The following is a 14,288-nucleotide window of genomic DNA, read 5'->3' on the forward strand; positions in this document are numbered from 1 at the left end:
TGGGGCGCCCGCGGGGGCGGCCTCGGAAAAGTCTGGGGCAACGCTGCCCGGCGCGCGGGCGGCGGGGCGTCGGCTAACCCGCCGTCAGGCGGCGGTACGCTCGAACTCGCGCATGAACTCCACCAGCGCGGCAACGCCTTCGAGTGGCATCGCGTTGTAGATGCTGGCGCGCATGCCGCCCACGGACTTGTGGCCCTTGAGCTGTACCAGGCCGTTCGCGCGCGCCTGGGTCAGGAACGCTTCGTTGCGCGATTCGTCGCGCAGCAGGAACGGTATGTTCATGCGCGAGCGGCAGCTGGGATCGATTTCGTTACGGTAGAAGTCGCTCTGGTCCAGGAAGTCGTACAGCATGCGCGCCTTGGCGATATTGCGCTGTTCGATCGCGGCCACGCCGCCCTGGGCCTTGAGCCACTGGAACACGAGCCCGGCGACGTAGATCGCATAGGTGGGCGGCGTGTTGTACATCGAATCATGTTCGGCCACCAGGCGCCAGTTGAACGCCGAGGGGCACAGCGGGTGGGCGAAGCCGATCAGGTCTTCACGGACGATCACGATCGTCACGCCGGCCGGGCCGATATTCTTCTGCGCGCCGCCGTAGACCACCTGCACGCGCGACCAGTCGATCGGGCGCGAAAGGATGTGGCTCGACGCATCGGCCACGACGATGCGGCCCTTGTCGTGCACGCCGGTCTGGCCGATATCGGGAATCTCCTGGAACTCCACGCCGACGATCGTCTCGTTGGTGCAGAGGTGGACGTACGAGGCATCGTCCGACAGCTTCCACGACTTCACGTCCGGAATCTTGTGCCACTTCTGGTCCTTGCTCGACGCCGCCGTGTTGACCTCGCTGTAGCGCCGCGCCTCCTGCTCGGTCTTGACCGACCAGGTGCCGGTCAGCACGAAGTCCGTGCGCGGCTTATCGGTATTCACGCGGCCCGCCAGGTTCAGCGGCACGATGCCGTTCTGGCCGATGGCCCCGCCCTGCATGAACAGGATCCGGAAGTTCTTCGGAATGTGCAGCAGCTCGCGCAGATCCGCCAGCGCCTGCTGGTGGATGCTGTCGAATTCCTTGCTGCGGTGGCTCATCTCCATGACCGACACCCCGGTGCCGCGCCACGACAGCATTTCCTCGGCGGCCTGCTGCAGGACTTCCGTCGGCAGGGCCGCCGGACCGGGCGAGAAATTGAAGACGCGCTCGGCCAGCGAACGTTGCAGGCCGGTCAGGGCGGGATTCTGGGGATCGTTCATGGGGAAAAAGAAAAATGGCTGCCGGATTGAACCAGGCAGCCATTATCCCCCAAAACCCGCGCCCCTTGGACACCGGGGGCGTCCGGAGCGGGGCGGGAACAGCCGGCGGGGCCGGCCGTCGATCACTTCGCGTGCTTACTTCGACGCGGCGGTGATTTCCTTCTCGGCGGCGTCGCGCATCGACTTGCCAACCTGCGGGCCGTACTTCTGCATCATCGAGCCCCAGATTTCCTGGGTGGCCTTGCCCTGGTTCTGCATGAACTTCTGGCCCGTCGGCGACTTCAGGAACGTGGTCAGGTCCTTCAGCTCCTGCGTCGTGTAGTACTTGCCGAACGCGTCGTAGTGCGCCTGGATGGCGTCCTTGCGGAAGCCATCGGTGTTGAACGCGGTGCCCGCGCCGTCCACCATGCGCTGCACGGCGCCGTTCTTCTTGAGCTTCTCGACGGCGGCCTGCTTCTGCTTGTCGTTCAGCGTCTTGTTCTCGACCAGCACCTGCTCCAGCACCAGCGGCGCTTCCTGCTTGGCGCCCTGCTGCCAGTTGTCCGCCTGGCCCTTCACGGCCTGGTCGGCCTGCATGACGGACAGCAGTTCCTTGATGGCCGCCGTCTTGTCCTTGTCTTCCTGAGCGTGCGCACCTTGCGCCAGCATCATCATCGGAGCAAAAGCAGCCAGAACAGCAATACGTCGATAGGTTTTGAGCATTGTGACTCCCTGGAAAATACGTCCCGTTTAGTCCGGCCGGCCGTCTGGCGAGTTCCGGCCGCCGTCCCGTTGTTGCAACAAATTACGAATTGGCGTCCGCGTCCGTGGCGCCCGCATCGGTCGCGCCGGTGGTGTCGTCCGCCGCCGTCTCGTCGTCGTCCGCACCGTTGTCGGCATCGGTCTCGACAATGCGCTGCAGGCCCGACAAGCGGGTCCCCTCGTCCACATTGATCAGCGTCACGCCTTGCGTGGCACGGCCCATTTCGCGGATTTCGGCGACCCGGGTGCGGATCAGCACGCCGCCGGTCGTGATCAGCATGATCTCGTCCTCGGGCGATACCAGCGCCGCAGCCACCACACGGCCATTGCGCTCGCTCGTCTGGATCGCAATCATGCCCTTGGTGCCACGGCCGTGTCGAGTGTACTCGCTGATCGGCGTACGCTTGCCGTAGCCGTTCTCGGTGGCCGTCAGCACGCTCCCCGCCGGCGCGGCGGTGCCTTCGGCAGCGTCGGCGGCGTCAGTCTCTGCCGGCGCCACCAGCATGGCGATCACCGACTGGCTCTCGTCGAGATTCATGCCGCGCACGCCACGCGCCTGGCGGCCCATCGGGCGCACGTCGTTCTCGTCGAAGCGCACGGCCTTGCCGGCGTCGGAGAACAGCATCACGTCATGCTTGCCATCCGTCACGGCCGCGCCGATCAGGAAGTCACCCTCGTCGAGGTCCACCGCGATGATGCCGGCCTTGCGCGGGTTCGAAAAATCGGTCAGCACGGTCTTCTTGACCGTGCCGCGCGCGGTGGCCATGAAGATGAAATGCTCGGCGTCGAACTGGCGCACCGGCAGGATCACGTTGATCTTCTCGCCGTCGGCCAGCGGGAACATGTTCACGATCGGACGGCCACGCGAGTTGCGCGATCCCTGCGGCACCTCGTAGACCTTGAGCCAGTACAGGCGGCCACGGTTCGAGAAGCACAGGATGTAGTCGTGGGTGTTGGCCACGAACAGCGTGTCGATCCAGTCGTCTTCCTTGGTGGCCGTCGCCAGCTTGCCGCGCCCGCCGCGCTTCTGCGCGCGGTACTCGGAAATCGGCTGGCTCTTCATATAGCCGGAATGCGACAGCGTCACCACCATGTCCTGCGGCGTGATCAGGTCCTCGGTGTCGAGTTCGGTCGCGTTCAGTTCGATCTGCGAGCGGCGCTCGTCGCCGAACTCGGCGCGGATGGCGCCCAGTTCCTCGGTGATGATCGTGGTGATGCGTTCCGGACGCGCCAGGATGTCGAGCAGATCGGCGATCACGCCCATCACCTCGCGGTATTCCTGGACGATCTTGTCCTGCTCCAGGCCCGTGAGGCGTTGCAGGCGCATTTGCAGGATTTCCTGCGCCTGGCCGTCGGAAAGGCGGTACAGGCCGTCCGGCTGCATGCCGAACACCGCCGGCAGGCCATCGGGACGATACGAAGCACGGCCGCCGGAAGTGTCGCTTTCGGCACGCGCGAGCATCTCGCGCACCAGGCTGGAATCCCATGCCTTCGACATCAGTTCCTGCTTGGCCAGCGGCGGCGTCGGCGCGGCCTTGATGATCGCGATGAACTCGTCGATGTTGGCCAGCGCCACGGCCAGGCCTTCCAGCACGTGGCCGCGCTCGCGCGCCTTGCGCAGCTCGAACACGGTGCGGCGGGTCACCACCTCGCGGCGGTGCGACAGGAACGCACCCAGCATCTGCTTGAGGTTCAGCAGGCGCGGCTGGCCGTCGACCAGCGCCACCATGTTCATGCCGAACGTGTCCTGCAACTGGGTGTTCTTGTAGAGGTTGTTCAGGACGACCTCGGGCACCTCGTTGCGCTTCAGTTCGATCACCACGCGCATGCCGGACTTGTCCGACTCGTCACGGATGTCCGAAATGCCCTCGACCTTCTTCTCGGTCACCAGCTCGGCGATCCGCTCCAGCAGCGTGCGCTTGTTGACCTGATACGGCAGCTCGTCGACGATGATCGCCTGGCGCTGGCCACGGTCGATGTCCTCGAAGTGCGTGCGCGCACGCATGACCACCCGGCCGCGGCCAGTGCGGTAGCCTTCGCGCACGCCCTGGATGCCATAGATAATCCCGGCGGTCGGAAAATCGGGCGCCGGAACCAGTTCGATCAGTTCGTCGATGGTTGCTTCGGGATTACGGAGCAGATGCAGGCAGGCATCGACGACTTCATTAAGGTTATGCGGCGGGATATTGGTGGCCATACCCACGGCAATACCCGACGAACCATTGATCAGCAGATTAGGAATACGGGCCGGCAAAATGCCCGGCTCTTTCTCCGAACCGTCATAGTTCGGCTCGAAATCGACAGTTTCCTTGTCGATATCGTGAAGCATTTCATGGGCAATCTTGGACAGGCGGATTTCGGTATAACGCATCGCCGCGGCGTTATCTCCGTCCACCGAACCGAAGTTACCCTGGCCGTCCACCAGCATGTAACGCAGCGAGAAATTCTGCGCCATGCGGACAATCGTGTCGTAAACAGCGGTATCGCCGTGCGGGTGATACTTACCAATCACGTCACCGACGATACGGGCCGACTTCTTGTAGGCCCGGTTCCAGTCGTTGTTGAGCTCATGCATCGCATAGAGCACACGCCGGTGTACCGGTTTCAGGCCGTCCCGGACGTCAGGCAGCGCACGGCCCACAATCACGCTCATGGCGTAATCGAGGTAGGAGCGGCGCATTTCCTCTTCCAGCGAGACCGGCAGGGTTTCTTTGGCGAATTGATCCATTGCGACGTGGTTTATACGGCGGGTTTAAGCAAATGAAGCCCGCGAAACCGGTGGCCACGGGAGGGGCTGCCGGCGACGGGCGAACATGGCATTCTAACACGCGCGCCACCCCTCCCCGCCCCCGCCGGAGACCCTCGCCAGGACACTCTCCAAACGCCCGGCGCGCGCCTGCCCCCTACCCTGCAAGCCATACAGGACAAGGGTTTGCAGGCGCCGCAAGTGCGATGTTGCACAAACACCACAGGCCCAAAACCCCGTTGTTGAATCGAATATATTTACTTCTTAGGAAACGAGCCTTGTGGCACAATTCCCCAGCGAAGAGCCAGACATTGTTCGAAGTGGAGCATACTCCACATCGTGAATGTTATACTCCGAAGAATGTATGACTTGTTTTCGTCCATTTGCTCGCAGTAACCCTGCGGTGATCTCATCCTGAGAGGAGAAATATGAAAAAATTTGCCAAGCTCGCACTCGTTGCAGCTACCGCAGTAATGGCTGCATCCGCTCAAGCCCAGTCCGTCCCCTATGAAAAGAAGGCCGTGAACGATAACTGGGGCAACGGTACGAGCGAGTACGTGTGGAAGAATGGCACGAACGAGCTCTGCTGGCGCGACAGCTCCTGGACCCCGGCAACGGCCAATGCCCTGTGCGATGGCGCACTGGCTCCGGCTGCTGCTCCGGCTCCGGCACCGACCCCGGTGGCTCCGCCGGTTGTGTCGAGCGAGAAGGTCACTTTCGCTGCTGACACCCTGTTCGACTTCGACAAGGCTGTTCTGAAGCCCGAAGGCAAGGCCAAGCTGGACGACCTGGTCTCGAAGCTGCAAGGCATCACGCTGGAAGTCATCATCGCCGTGGGCCACACCGACTCGTTCGGTTCGGACAAGTACAACGATCGCCTGTCGATCCGCCGTGCTGAATCGGTCAAGGCTTACCTGGTGAGCAAGGGCGTCGAAGCCAACCGCGTCTACACCGAAGGCAAGGGCAAGCGCCAGCTGAAGGTCGATCCGAAGTCGTGCAAGGGCAACCGCACCGCCCAGATCGCCTGCCAGCAGCCGAACCGCCGCGTGGAAGTCGAAGTGGTCGGCACCCGCAGCGCACGTTAATCGGATCTCCTCCGATGAAGAAAGCCCAGCGCAAGCTGGGCTTTTTTTTCGTCCATACGCCGGATTTTGGTAAAGTTGCCGCAGCCTTCTCACAAGACCGCCGGTAACACGGCCACAAGATGTCGCAATCGACCACGCTCCACCCTCCGCTCGACGCCCACCCCGGCCGCAATGCCGATCCCAGGGAGATCGACAAGTTCAGCGAACTGGCGCACCGCTGGTGGGATCCGAACAGCGAATTCAAGCCGCTGCACGACCTGAACCCGCTCCGGCTCGGCTGGATCGACGGGCTCGCCGGGCTGGCCGGCAAGCAGGTGATCGACGTCGGCTGCGGCGGCGGCATCCTGTCAGAAAGCATGGCACGCCTGGGCGCCACGGTGCGCGGCATCGACCTGTCGAAGAAGGCCCTGAAAGTGGCCGACCTGCACAGCCTCGAATCCGGCGTACCCGTGACCTACGAGGAAATCGCCGTCGAGGAACTGGCCGCCCGCGCGCCGGCCAGCGTCGACGTGGTGACCTGCATGGAAATGCTCGAACACGTGCCCGATCCGCAGTCGATCGTCCGCGCGTGCACCGCCCTGGTCAAGCCGGGCGGCCACGTATTTTTCTCGACGATCAACCGCAACCTGAAGGCCTACCTGCTGGCCATCGTGGGCGCCGAGTACGTGCTCAACATGCTGCCGCGCGGCACGCATGACTACGAGAAGTTCATCACGCCGTCGGAAATGGCGCGCTACGCCCGCAACGTAGGACTCGAACTGGTGGAGATGCGCGGCATGACGTACAACCCGCTGACGCAGGTCTATGCGCTCAACCGCGACACCGACGTCAACTACATGATGGCCTACCGCAAGCCCGCCTGATGCCGACCTTCGACGCAGTCTTCTTCGATCTCGACGGCACGCTGGCCGACACCGCTCCCGATCTCGCCGCCGCTGCCAACCGGCTCGTGGTCGAGCATGGCCTGCCGCCGGTCGCCTACGAAAAGCTCCGGCCGGTGGCCTCGCATGGCGCCCGCGGCCTGATCGGCGCCGCCTTCGGCAAGCGCCCCGAGGACCCGGAGTTTCCGGCGCTGCGCGACACGTTCCTCGACTACTACGAGGCCGACATCGCGGTGCACACGCGGCTGTTCGACGGCATGGAGGCGGTGCTGGCCGCGCTGGAGACGGGCGGCATCCGCTGGGGCATCGTCACCAACAAGATCGCCCGCTTCACGGTGCCGCTGGTGGACGCCATCGGCCTGACCCCGCGCGCCTCGGCCGTGGTCAGCGGCGACACGACCGGCCATCCCAAACCCCACCCTGCCCCGCTGCTGCATGCCGCCGAAATCAGCGGCGTGGACCCGGCGCGCTGCCTCTACGTGGGCGACGACCTGCGCGACATCCAGGCCGGCAAGGCCGCCGGCATGGCTACCGTGACGGCCGCCTACGGCTACTGCGGCAAGGACGAGCCCCCCGAGACCTGGGGCGCCGATCACCTGATCCATCATCCGTCCGAACTGCTTGCATTGCTGCGTTGAGCCCCCATCTGCCCGACACGGAACCGGAGCGCGCCAGCGGCGTCGAAACCGGGTACAATCCGTTTTCTTTCGCGTTTTACGACGCACATTGGGGCCGACCTGGTTTCGACGTGGGTTACAAAGCAGTGGAGGGCATACCGAGGACCCGTCACCTCGTTAATCAATGGGAATGCAATAACTGCTAACGACGAACGTTACGCACTGGCAGCCTAAGGGCCGCCGTCCTCGCACTGGCTCGCTGACGGGCTAGGGTTCGCAAGAACCAGCGAGGTCATTTACGTCAGATAAGCCCCGGGAGTGTCACGTGCCTGGGGACGAAAACCTAGTGACTCGCCGTCGTAGAGCGTGTTCGTCCGCGATGCGCCGGTTAAATCAAATGACAGAACTAAGTATGTAGAACTCTCTGTGGAGGGCTTGCGGACGCGGGTTCGATTCCCGCCGGCTCCACCAAATTCTTTTGGCATCAAGCAAATAGCCCCTCGGGGCTATCTTGTTTTGGGAAAACCACACCAACTTCCGGCATCTGAGTCGTTTCATCGCTGTCATTGGTCATCCTCGATGCAGACACATAGACGACTGGCGAAGTTGTTCCCGCGATTAGCGGGCGGGTTGAGAACCGAGCAGCGTACATTCCGGTACCACGTGCCGATGGTACGGCGTTTTGGGTTCCCTCCCGGCATTCGAGTGACATCGGTTTTCACGGATGACAGGGCACTGAAGGCGGATCCTGACTACCGGGCAGCTAAAGCAGGAGATGACGAAGCTGCAGCTGGTGTTGTAAGTCGGTTGGCGATGGGGCTACTGGATTCAGCCGCTGACCTTTTCCCGCCAGATTGCATTTTCGTCGCACCTCACGCCAGCGAGGCGCAAGGGGATAACGCTATCCCACAGGTGCTTGCTGCAGCACTCGGCATATTTGCGAATGGGCCTGTGGACTACCAGATTGTCCAGGTAACCAAGGTTTACCATACAGGCGCCGACCCGATGGAGCGGCTGAACGCACGCCCTCGCTTCATCGGCGCGGTGCAGTACGGCGCTCGCTATGTATTGGTCGATGATGTGACGACGATGGGCGGCACTTTGGCCGAGCTATCGAACTACATTCAGGCTAAGGGCGGAAGCGTACAAGGCGTGGTAGTCTTGGTTAACGCAAGCCGGTCCGGGGTGCTACAACCAGGTAAGAAGGTTGTACGAATACTGACCGAGAGGTTTGGAAATGAGATCACAGAAATTTGCGGCATCGCCACTCATGCACTCACAGCGGACGAAGCGAACTACCTCGTCGGCTTCCGCACAACTGACGAACTCCGAAATCGAAAAGCTGCAGCAGCAAAAGAGACTAATCGCAGGCTCCGCTCGAAAGGTCTTCTCGGCATTGGCCGCCCAGAAGGCCTAGCGGCGTTCGACCCTCGGATCGCTGCTCACTTCCGGCGTGCACTATGGCGCGACCATCGCCGGAGGCGACTTCAAGGCTGAACGATCTCCACCAAACAAAAAAACCCAACCTTCCCAGGTTGGGTTTTTTCTTTTCCGCGTCGTGCTGTGTGCCGCTCAGTGCATGACGGCGCCGGTTGACGGCAGGCTGTCGAGCCGGGCCTTGTAGAAGCGCTCCACGGGCAGGGTGACGCCGAGCCAGGCGAACATGTGGCCGGCGTGGTCGACGGACTCGATCATGCCGGGCATCCACAGCCGTTGCAGGCGGGCGGCGTCCACGCCGGAGCGTTCGGCGAAGCCAGCCACGCCATATTCCTGGATGGCCTTGAAGAGGACGAGGCCGACGAGGTACATGTCGCCCGTGTCGAGGGCGATTTCAGCCTGGGCGGTCCAGCGCGCTTCGCGGTTCTGAATTTTTTCTGCTTCTGCAAAGCGCTCGCTCATGTCTGGCTCCTGCGCGCTGCCGAACAGGTGAAACGAAAGACTCATTGCCCGTCTCCAAATCCCGTGTCGAAATTGCAATGACGGCAATTGACGCCGAAAACTGTAGCGATCGGTATAGATCGCTGCAATTTTCAGCGCAAATACAACAGTTAGCGGACGATGCGCCACAGCGCAGGCGTGCTCGCTGGGGTCCATCCGGCACCGTCCCAGGCCGTGTGACGCTGCAGGCAGGCGTAGCGGCGGCCCTCGTAGGTCACGATCTGGCCGACCTCATAGGACTCCCCCTCGCTCCATGCCGTGCCGCCCTGGCCGCTGCCGCCGCCATCGACGGGGCCGGTGGACGGTGCCTCCTTGTCGACTTCGAACCGGTAGCCGGGGTAGCCGTTGCTCAGGTAGACGCGATTGCGGGCGGCTGAAGTCTGCGGCACCACGCTGGCTACGCCGTTGCGCGACTGGAGTTCGCCGATGCGGAAGATGTGCGATTCGGCGTTCACCTTCTGGGCGAGCTGGTAGGCCCACGCATCGGGCTTGGTGCTCCCGGCCGCGATCTCGACGGCATGCCTGGCCACGTCCCGGCCGGTGCTGTCCATGGCACGGAAGGTCAGCTTCGTGCCGGCTGCGAGGTCGCCGGCGGCGACGAGCGGGCCCCGGTCTTCCCAGCCGACCGTGGGCGCCGGTACGCCATCGCCAGGGAACTTCACGTCGGCGCAGGCATAGAAGGCTTCGGGGCTGTCGCTGCGCTGCCAGACGCTGTAGATGATGTGGCTGCCCTTCTTGCCGGACGGCAGGCGCACGGTCATGTGATAGCGGCCGTTGTCGCTGGTGGCCGATGCGCCGGGCACCGAGGCGAACTCGACGAGGTCGCTCCAGGCCAGCGGTTTCGAGCGGTCCCAGCCGTCGCGCGTGATGTAGTACTTGAAGTACTGCGAGGAGTGGCGGGCCGTGGCGCGCCAGACGAACGTGTAGTCGCCGGACGGCGTCGGCACGATCGACGTCTCCTGCCAGTCCCCGCGCGGCAGGTCGAGTCCGCGGAACAGCGACGAACCGCCCGAGCACAGCATGCCGTCCGGCACCACGGCGCGATGGTTGCCGCCAGCGCCACCCTGGCGCACGCCATTCCAGTCATAGAATTGCTGCGAGCCGCCGGCCTGGCGCGCGGCCTGGCAGCCGCCCGATTTCGGACGCTCGGCGCCCTCGTTGTAGCAGTTCAGCACACGGCTGACGGGCAGTTCCAGGGTACCGTGGGCCATGGCGGACAGCGGCGCCGCCGCGGCCAGCGCGAGCCCCGCGAGGGTGATGGTTTTCTTGGACATATCGCACCTGATGAGAGTGCCGGAAGGAATCTTCCGACTGGGACGGGCCCCGGAAGTCCGGGGCCACGGCGCGATTTCACCGTCAGCATGCGGCTATTTAAATAGTATTTTTCCTAAATATTCGAGAAAGTGCGAAGTCTTATACTGGGGTGTCTCGCGCCCTGGGCAAGGTGTCAGCGGCTGGGGTCGGACGGCGGGCGCTACAATAGCCCGTCGACCCTCCTCCGCCCTGCCCTCATGTCCGATCATCCGCGCTTCACCATCAACCGTTCCATGATCCTGCTGCTGCCCGAGCAGCCGTTCGTTGACTGGATCCTGGCCGTCGATCCCGAGCCGCCGCCCTCGCTGACGCTGGAGGCCGTGCGCGACGATGCGAGCGTGTTCCTGCTTCCCGAGGACATCGCCAATACGCCAGAAAACGCCCAGCATTGGGTGGAGAAGCGCTGGCGGCCGATGTTCGAGTTCATGCTCGCCGAGTGGTTCGACGATTCGCTGTGGCCCGAGGACATCACGCTGGACATGTTCCGCAAGTGGTTCACGGTGCGGTATCACTCGATGATCTGGGACATGGCCCCTGAAACCACGCTCGATCTGGAAGATTGGGAAGAGGACGACGAAGACGGCTCGACCATGCTCCACTGAGCCAGCCCGCTCCCTGCCCGCCAACGAAAAACGGCACGCCTTGCGCGTGCCGTTTTTTCGTTGAACTGCGATACCTGCCGACCGTTCAGAGGAAGCGGTCGAGGATCTTCCGGCTTGGCTTGTCGAGCGCGAACTGGTCGCGGATCAGGTAGTGGATGCCGTGGCTGTCGGAGATCAGCAGCGTGTTGCCGGTCAGCCGGCGGATATCTTCCTCGCCGCGCAGCACCAGATCGGTCTGGCCGCGGTCGGTCTTCACGGTCCAGACGCTCGGCGTGGCATAGGTGGAAACGCCCACGATCTTCTCGATCTCGGGCATGAACTCGCGGCTGGCCAGTTCCGCCTCGATCATCTCGCGTGTCGGCGCGGGCAGCGTGGCAAGGCGCGGAACCCAGACCAGTTCCCGGCCATCGGTGCTCATCAGGCCCAGCCCGTCCTCCGCTGCGGAAATCGGAAAAGCGCGCACGGGCACCACGCCCTCGTGCTGCGTGCCGTCGGCAAACGTCAGCACGAGCTTGCCAAGGCGGTTGCGGGTCAGGGTGAAGTCAGGCGATTGCATGGCCGTTTGTCCAAAAAATCCGTTACTGGGCACTGAGCGGCTCGGCCACTTCGGCGCGGTCGCCGCCATCGGCATCGTCGGCATCGGCATCCACGTTGCGGGCCTGCGCCTGGTACAGCTTGTAGTAGTGGCCCTCGCGCGCCAGCAATTCGTCGTGGTTGCCCACCTCGACGATCTGGCCGCGATCCATCACCACGAGCCGGTCGGCCTTGCGCAGCGTCGACAGCCGGTGCGCGATGGCAATCGTCGTGCGCCCTTGCACGAGGTTGTCGAGCGCCTTCTGGATTTCCTTCTCGGTGGTGGTGTCCACCGACGACGTGGCCTCGTCCATGATCAGGATGCGCGGGTTGATCAGCAGCGCCCGGGCGATGGAGATGCGCTGGCGCTCGCCGCCCGACAGCGCCTGGCCACGCTCGCCCACCAGCGAATCGTAGCCGTGCGGCAGGCGCAGGATGAACTCGTGGGCATGCGCGGCGCTGGCCGCGGCGACGATTTCCTCGCGGGTGGCCTCGGGCTTGCCGTAGGCGATGTTGTCGGCGATGGTGCCGAAGAACAGGAACGGCTCCTGCAGCACGAGGCCGATGTTCTGGCGGAATTCCGATACCGGCAGCGAGCGGATATCGACGCCGTCAACGCGGATCGCGCCCTCGGACACATCGTAGAAGCGGCAGATCAGGTTCACGAGCGTGCTCTTGCCCGAGCCGCTATGGCCCACCAGGCCGATCATCTCGCCGGGCCGGATCGACAGGTTCAGCCCGCGGATCACCGCGCGGTTGCCGTAGCGGAAGCCCAGGTCGCGCAGTTCGATGGCGCCCTGCACGTTCTGGATATGCACCGGCTTCTGCGGTTCGGGCACGCTCGACACATGGTCGAGGATGTCGAAGATCCGCTTGGCGCCGGCCGCCGCCTTCTGCGTGACCGAGACGATGCGGCTCATCGAGTCGAGCCGGGTATAGAAGCGGCTGATATAGGTCAGGAAGGCGACCAGCACGCCCACGGTGATCGCGTCGTGGCTGACCTGCCAGATGCCGAAGATCCAGACCACGAGCAGGCCCACTTCGGTCAGCATCGTCACGGTGGGCGTGAACAGCGACCACACCGCGTTGACGCGGTCGTTGATCGCCAGGTTGTGGCGGTTGGCCTCGCGGAAGCGGGCCACCTCGCGCTTCTCCTGCGCGAACGCCTTGACCACGCGGATGCCCGGGATCGTATCGGCCAGCACGTTGGTGATCTCCGACCAGATCCGGTCGATCTTCTCGAAGCCGTGGCGCAGGCGGTCGCGCACCAGGTGGATCATCCACGCGATGAACGGCAGCGGTACCAGCGTGACCAGCGCCAGCCAGGGGTTGATCGAGATCAGGATGATCGCGGTCATGGCGATCATCAGCACGTCGGTGGCGAAATCGAGCAGGTGCAGCGACAGGAACACACTGATCCGGTCGCTTTCCGAGCCGATGCGGGCCATCAGATCGCCCGTGCGCTTGCCGCCGAAGTATTCAAGCGACAGTTTGAGCAGGTGTTCGTACGTGGTGGTACGCAGGTCGGCGCTGATCCGTTCCGAAACGCGCGCCAGCAGGTAGGTGCGCGCCCAGCCCAGCAGCCAGGCCACCAGCGCGGCGCCCAGCAGGCCGCCAAGGTACATCTTGACCAGGTCATAGTCGATCGGCACGCCGTTCTGATACGGAATCAGCACCTTGTCCATCAGCGGCATGGTCAGGTACGGCGGCACCAGCGTGGCGCCCGTGCCGAGCAGCAGCAGCAGGAAGCCGCCGATCAGCTCCCAGCGATACGGCCGGGCAAAGCGCCACAGGCGCAGCAGCGCCCAGGTGGACGGCGGCGTTTCAAGCTCCCGGCTGCATTGCGGGCACTGTTCCTCGCCCGGCGGAATGGGCGCCTTGCAGGTCGGACAGAGGTCGGCGTCGACGTCGCTCGACCGGCCCGTGGCCAGTAGTTCGCGGCGCGCCTCGAACTGGTCGGCCAGCCGCAATGCGTCAGGATTGTAACCAAGCGTATAGCGCCAGCTGGCCAGCCGCTGCTGGCCGTTGGCCAGCTCCAGCGTGCCGACCCCGGCATGGTCGCCGTGCGACAGCGCCAGTCCGGCCTCGATGTCCCAGTGGCGCAGCGTGTCTTCGCCCGGCGCGCGGGCAATCACGCGACGATCCGTCACAACCAGCCACCCTTGGGTAAAATGCAGCCTCGCGTCCAGATCCAGCCTGAGCCCGGCCAGGACGTTTTCCCCGGGCAGCAGGCTGGCGCCCAGTTCGGCCGACCAGGGATCCTGGGTGCCAGAGGATGGGGAAACAGACGGGGAAGAAGGGGTCATCGTTGGCGCGGGAGCAATGAAACCGGCATCAAACCAGCAGGAAAACTGCGCGGCAAGGCCGGTCGAGAGCGATAAAACGTGTCAGAAGCCCGTCCGGACGACCTGAAAACGATCAAAATCGGACATAACTTGAAACAATTTCCGCGGCGCGCCGGCTGGCGGGCCGCAATTTTGCCGCAAGTATACATAACGCAAACGAGCGGAGCGGCTGCTGCACTGCACAAGACGCGATGGCAC

The 14,288-nt window shown here is 63.8% G+C and carries 12 protein-coding genes and 1 other RNA gene; 6 read left to right on the plus strand and 7 right to left on the minus strand.

The annotated features are described in order from the left end of the window. Positions 1 to 84: 84 nt before the first annotated feature. From serC to gyrA, 3 genes are all read right to left on the minus strand, one after another. Positions 85 to 1,248: a 3-phosphoserine/phosphohydroxythreonine transaminase gene (gene serC, locus EV147_RS09470; RefSeq protein ID WP_130390823.1), complete on the minus strand. Its 1,164-nt coding sequence runs from the start codon at positions 1,246 to 1,248 to the stop codon at positions 85 to 87. A gap of 135 nt (positions 1,249 to 1,383) precedes the next feature. Continuing rightward, entirely contained in the window at positions 1,384 to 1,950 is a 567-nt protein-coding gene (locus EV147_RS09475) for a DUF2059 domain-containing protein (protein WP_130390824.1), read from the minus strand. An 82-nt stretch (positions 1,951 to 2,032) separates the two neighbouring features. Next, positions 2,033 to 4,717: a DNA gyrase subunit A gene (gene gyrA / locus EV147_RS09480; RefSeq protein ID WP_130390825.1), complete on the minus strand. Its 2,685-nt coding sequence runs from the start codon at positions 4,715 to 4,717 to the stop codon at positions 2,033 to 2,035. A gap of 446 nt (positions 4,718 to 5,163) precedes the next feature. Here gyrA and ompA point away from each other — a divergent pair, with 446 nt between their 5' ends. The 5 genes from ompA to EV147_RS09505 all read left to right on the plus strand — a co-directional run bounded on the left by ompA (position 5,164) and on the right by EV147_RS09505 (position 8,815). Then, positions 5,164 to 5,820 (plus strand): outer membrane protein OmpA, encoded by a 657-nt coding sequence (gene ompA / locus EV147_RS09485; RefSeq protein ID WP_066739225.1) that lies wholly within the window; start codon positions 5,164 to 5,166, stop codon positions 5,818 to 5,820. Between the two features lie 119 nt (positions 5,821 to 5,939). Beyond that, complete coding sequence (ubiG, locus tag EV147_RS09490) at positions 5,940 to 6,683, plus strand: bifunctional 2-polyprenyl-6-hydroxyphenol methylase/3-demethylubiquinol 3-O-methyltransferase UbiG (protein WP_130390826.1); 744 nt, start codon at positions 5,940 to 5,942, stop codon at positions 6,681 to 6,683. Beyond that, on the plus strand, positions 6,683 to 7,339 hold the full coding sequence (gene gph, locus EV147_RS09495; protein WP_130390827.1) for a phosphoglycolate phosphatase: 657 nt from the start codon (positions 6,683 to 6,685) through the stop codon (positions 7,337 to 7,339). Before ubiG ends, gph begins: the two co-directional genes overlap by 1 nt. Before the next feature lie 90 nt (positions 7,340 to 7,429). Then, positions 7,430 to 7,789: a transfer-messenger RNA gene (ssrA, locus tag EV147_RS09500) on the plus strand. A 234-nt stretch (positions 7,790 to 8,023) separates the two neighbouring features. Continuing rightward, on the plus strand, positions 8,024 to 8,815 hold the full coding sequence (locus EV147_RS09505; RefSeq protein WP_235844640.1) for a phosphoribosyltransferase: 792 nt from the start codon (positions 8,024 to 8,026) through the stop codon (positions 8,813 to 8,815). A 75-nt stretch (positions 8,816 to 8,890) separates the two neighbouring features. Here EV147_RS09505 and EV147_RS09510 read toward each other — a convergent pair whose 3' ends face one another. Continuing rightward, complete coding sequence (locus EV147_RS09510) at positions 8,891 to 9,262, minus strand: hypothetical protein (protein ID WP_235844641.1); 372 nt, start codon at positions 9,260 to 9,262, stop codon at positions 8,891 to 8,893. A gap of 104 nt (positions 9,263 to 9,366) precedes the next feature. After that, a complete protein-coding gene (locus EV147_RS09515; RefSeq protein WP_130390828.1) occupies positions 9,367 to 10,530 on the minus strand; it encodes a lytic polysaccharide monooxygenase in 1,164 nt (387 codons plus the stop codon). A 237-nt stretch (positions 10,531 to 10,767) separates the two neighbouring features. Here EV147_RS09515 and EV147_RS09520 point away from each other — a divergent pair, with 237 nt between their 5' ends. Further along, on the plus strand, positions 10,768 to 11,172 hold the full coding sequence (locus EV147_RS09520; RefSeq protein ID WP_130390829.1) for a hypothetical protein: 405 nt from the start codon (positions 10,768 to 10,770) through the stop codon (positions 11,170 to 11,172). Positions 11,173 to 11,257: 85 nt separating this feature from the next. On the opposite strand, the gene EV147_RS09525 is transcribed toward EV147_RS09520, so the two are convergent. After that, positions 11,258 to 11,728, minus strand: coding sequence for a cyanophycin metabolism-associated DUF1854 family protein (locus tag EV147_RS09525; protein ID WP_130390830.1), 471 nt, complete (start codon positions 11,726 to 11,728; stop codon positions 11,258 to 11,260). Positions 11,729 to 11,750: 22 nt separating this feature from the next. Continuing rightward, positions 11,751 to 14,051, minus strand: a complete 2,301-nt coding sequence (locus tag EV147_RS09530) for a cyanophycin metabolism-associated ABC transporter (protein ID WP_130390831.1) — start codon at positions 14,049 to 14,051, stop codon at positions 11,751 to 11,753. Between the last annotated feature and the right edge of the window lie 237 nt (positions 14,052 to 14,288).

Origin of the sequence: Cupriavidus agavae (genome assembly GCF_004217045.1) — a bacterium.
In the GTDB taxonomy this organism is placed as follows: Bacteria; Pseudomonadota; Gammaproteobacteria; order Burkholderiales; family Burkholderiaceae; genus Cupriavidus; species Cupriavidus agavae.

Excerpts from the sequence above, each read along its gene's own strand:
- gph (WP_130390827.1), top strand. The coding sequence starts at position 6,683 with ATGCCGACCTTCGACGCAGTCTTCTTCGATCTCGACGGCACGCTGGCC.
- ompA (WP_066739225.1), top strand. The coding sequence starts at position 5,164 with ATGAAAAAATTTGCCAAGCTCGCACTCGTTGCAGCTACCGCAGTAATG.
- gyrA (WP_130390825.1), bottom strand. The coding sequence starts at position 4,717 with ATGGATCAATTCGCCAAAGAAACCCTGCCGGTCTCGCTGGAAGAGGAA.
- EV147_RS09510 (WP_235844641.1), bottom strand. The coding sequence starts at position 9,262 with ATGAGTCTTTCGTTTCACCTGTTCGGCAGCGCGCAGGAGCCAGACATG.
- EV147_RS09525 (WP_130390830.1), bottom strand. The coding sequence starts at position 11,728 with ATGCAATCGCCTGACTTCACCCTGACCCGCAACCGCCTTGGCAAGCTC.
- EV147_RS09515 (WP_130390828.1), bottom strand. The coding sequence starts at position 10,530 with ATGTCCAAGAAAACCATCACCCTCGCGGGGCTCGCGCTGGCCGCGGCG.
- EV147_RS09530 (WP_130390831.1), bottom strand. The coding sequence starts at position 14,051 with ATGACCCCTTCTTCCCCGTCTGTTTCCCCATCCTCTGGCACCCAGGAT.
- ubiG (WP_130390826.1), top strand. The coding sequence starts at position 5,940 with ATGTCGCAATCGACCACGCTCCACCCTCCGCTCGACGCCCACCCCGGC.
- EV147_RS09475 (WP_130390824.1), bottom strand. The coding sequence starts at position 1,950 with ATGCTCAAAACCTATCGACGTATTGCTGTTCTGGCTGCTTTTGCTCCG.
- EV147_RS09520 (WP_130390829.1), top strand. The coding sequence starts at position 10,768 with ATGTCCGATCATCCGCGCTTCACCATCAACCGTTCCATGATCCTGCTG.
- serC (WP_130390823.1), bottom strand. The coding sequence starts at position 1,248 with ATGAACGATCCCCAGAATCCCGCCCTGACCGGCCTGCAACGTTCGCTG.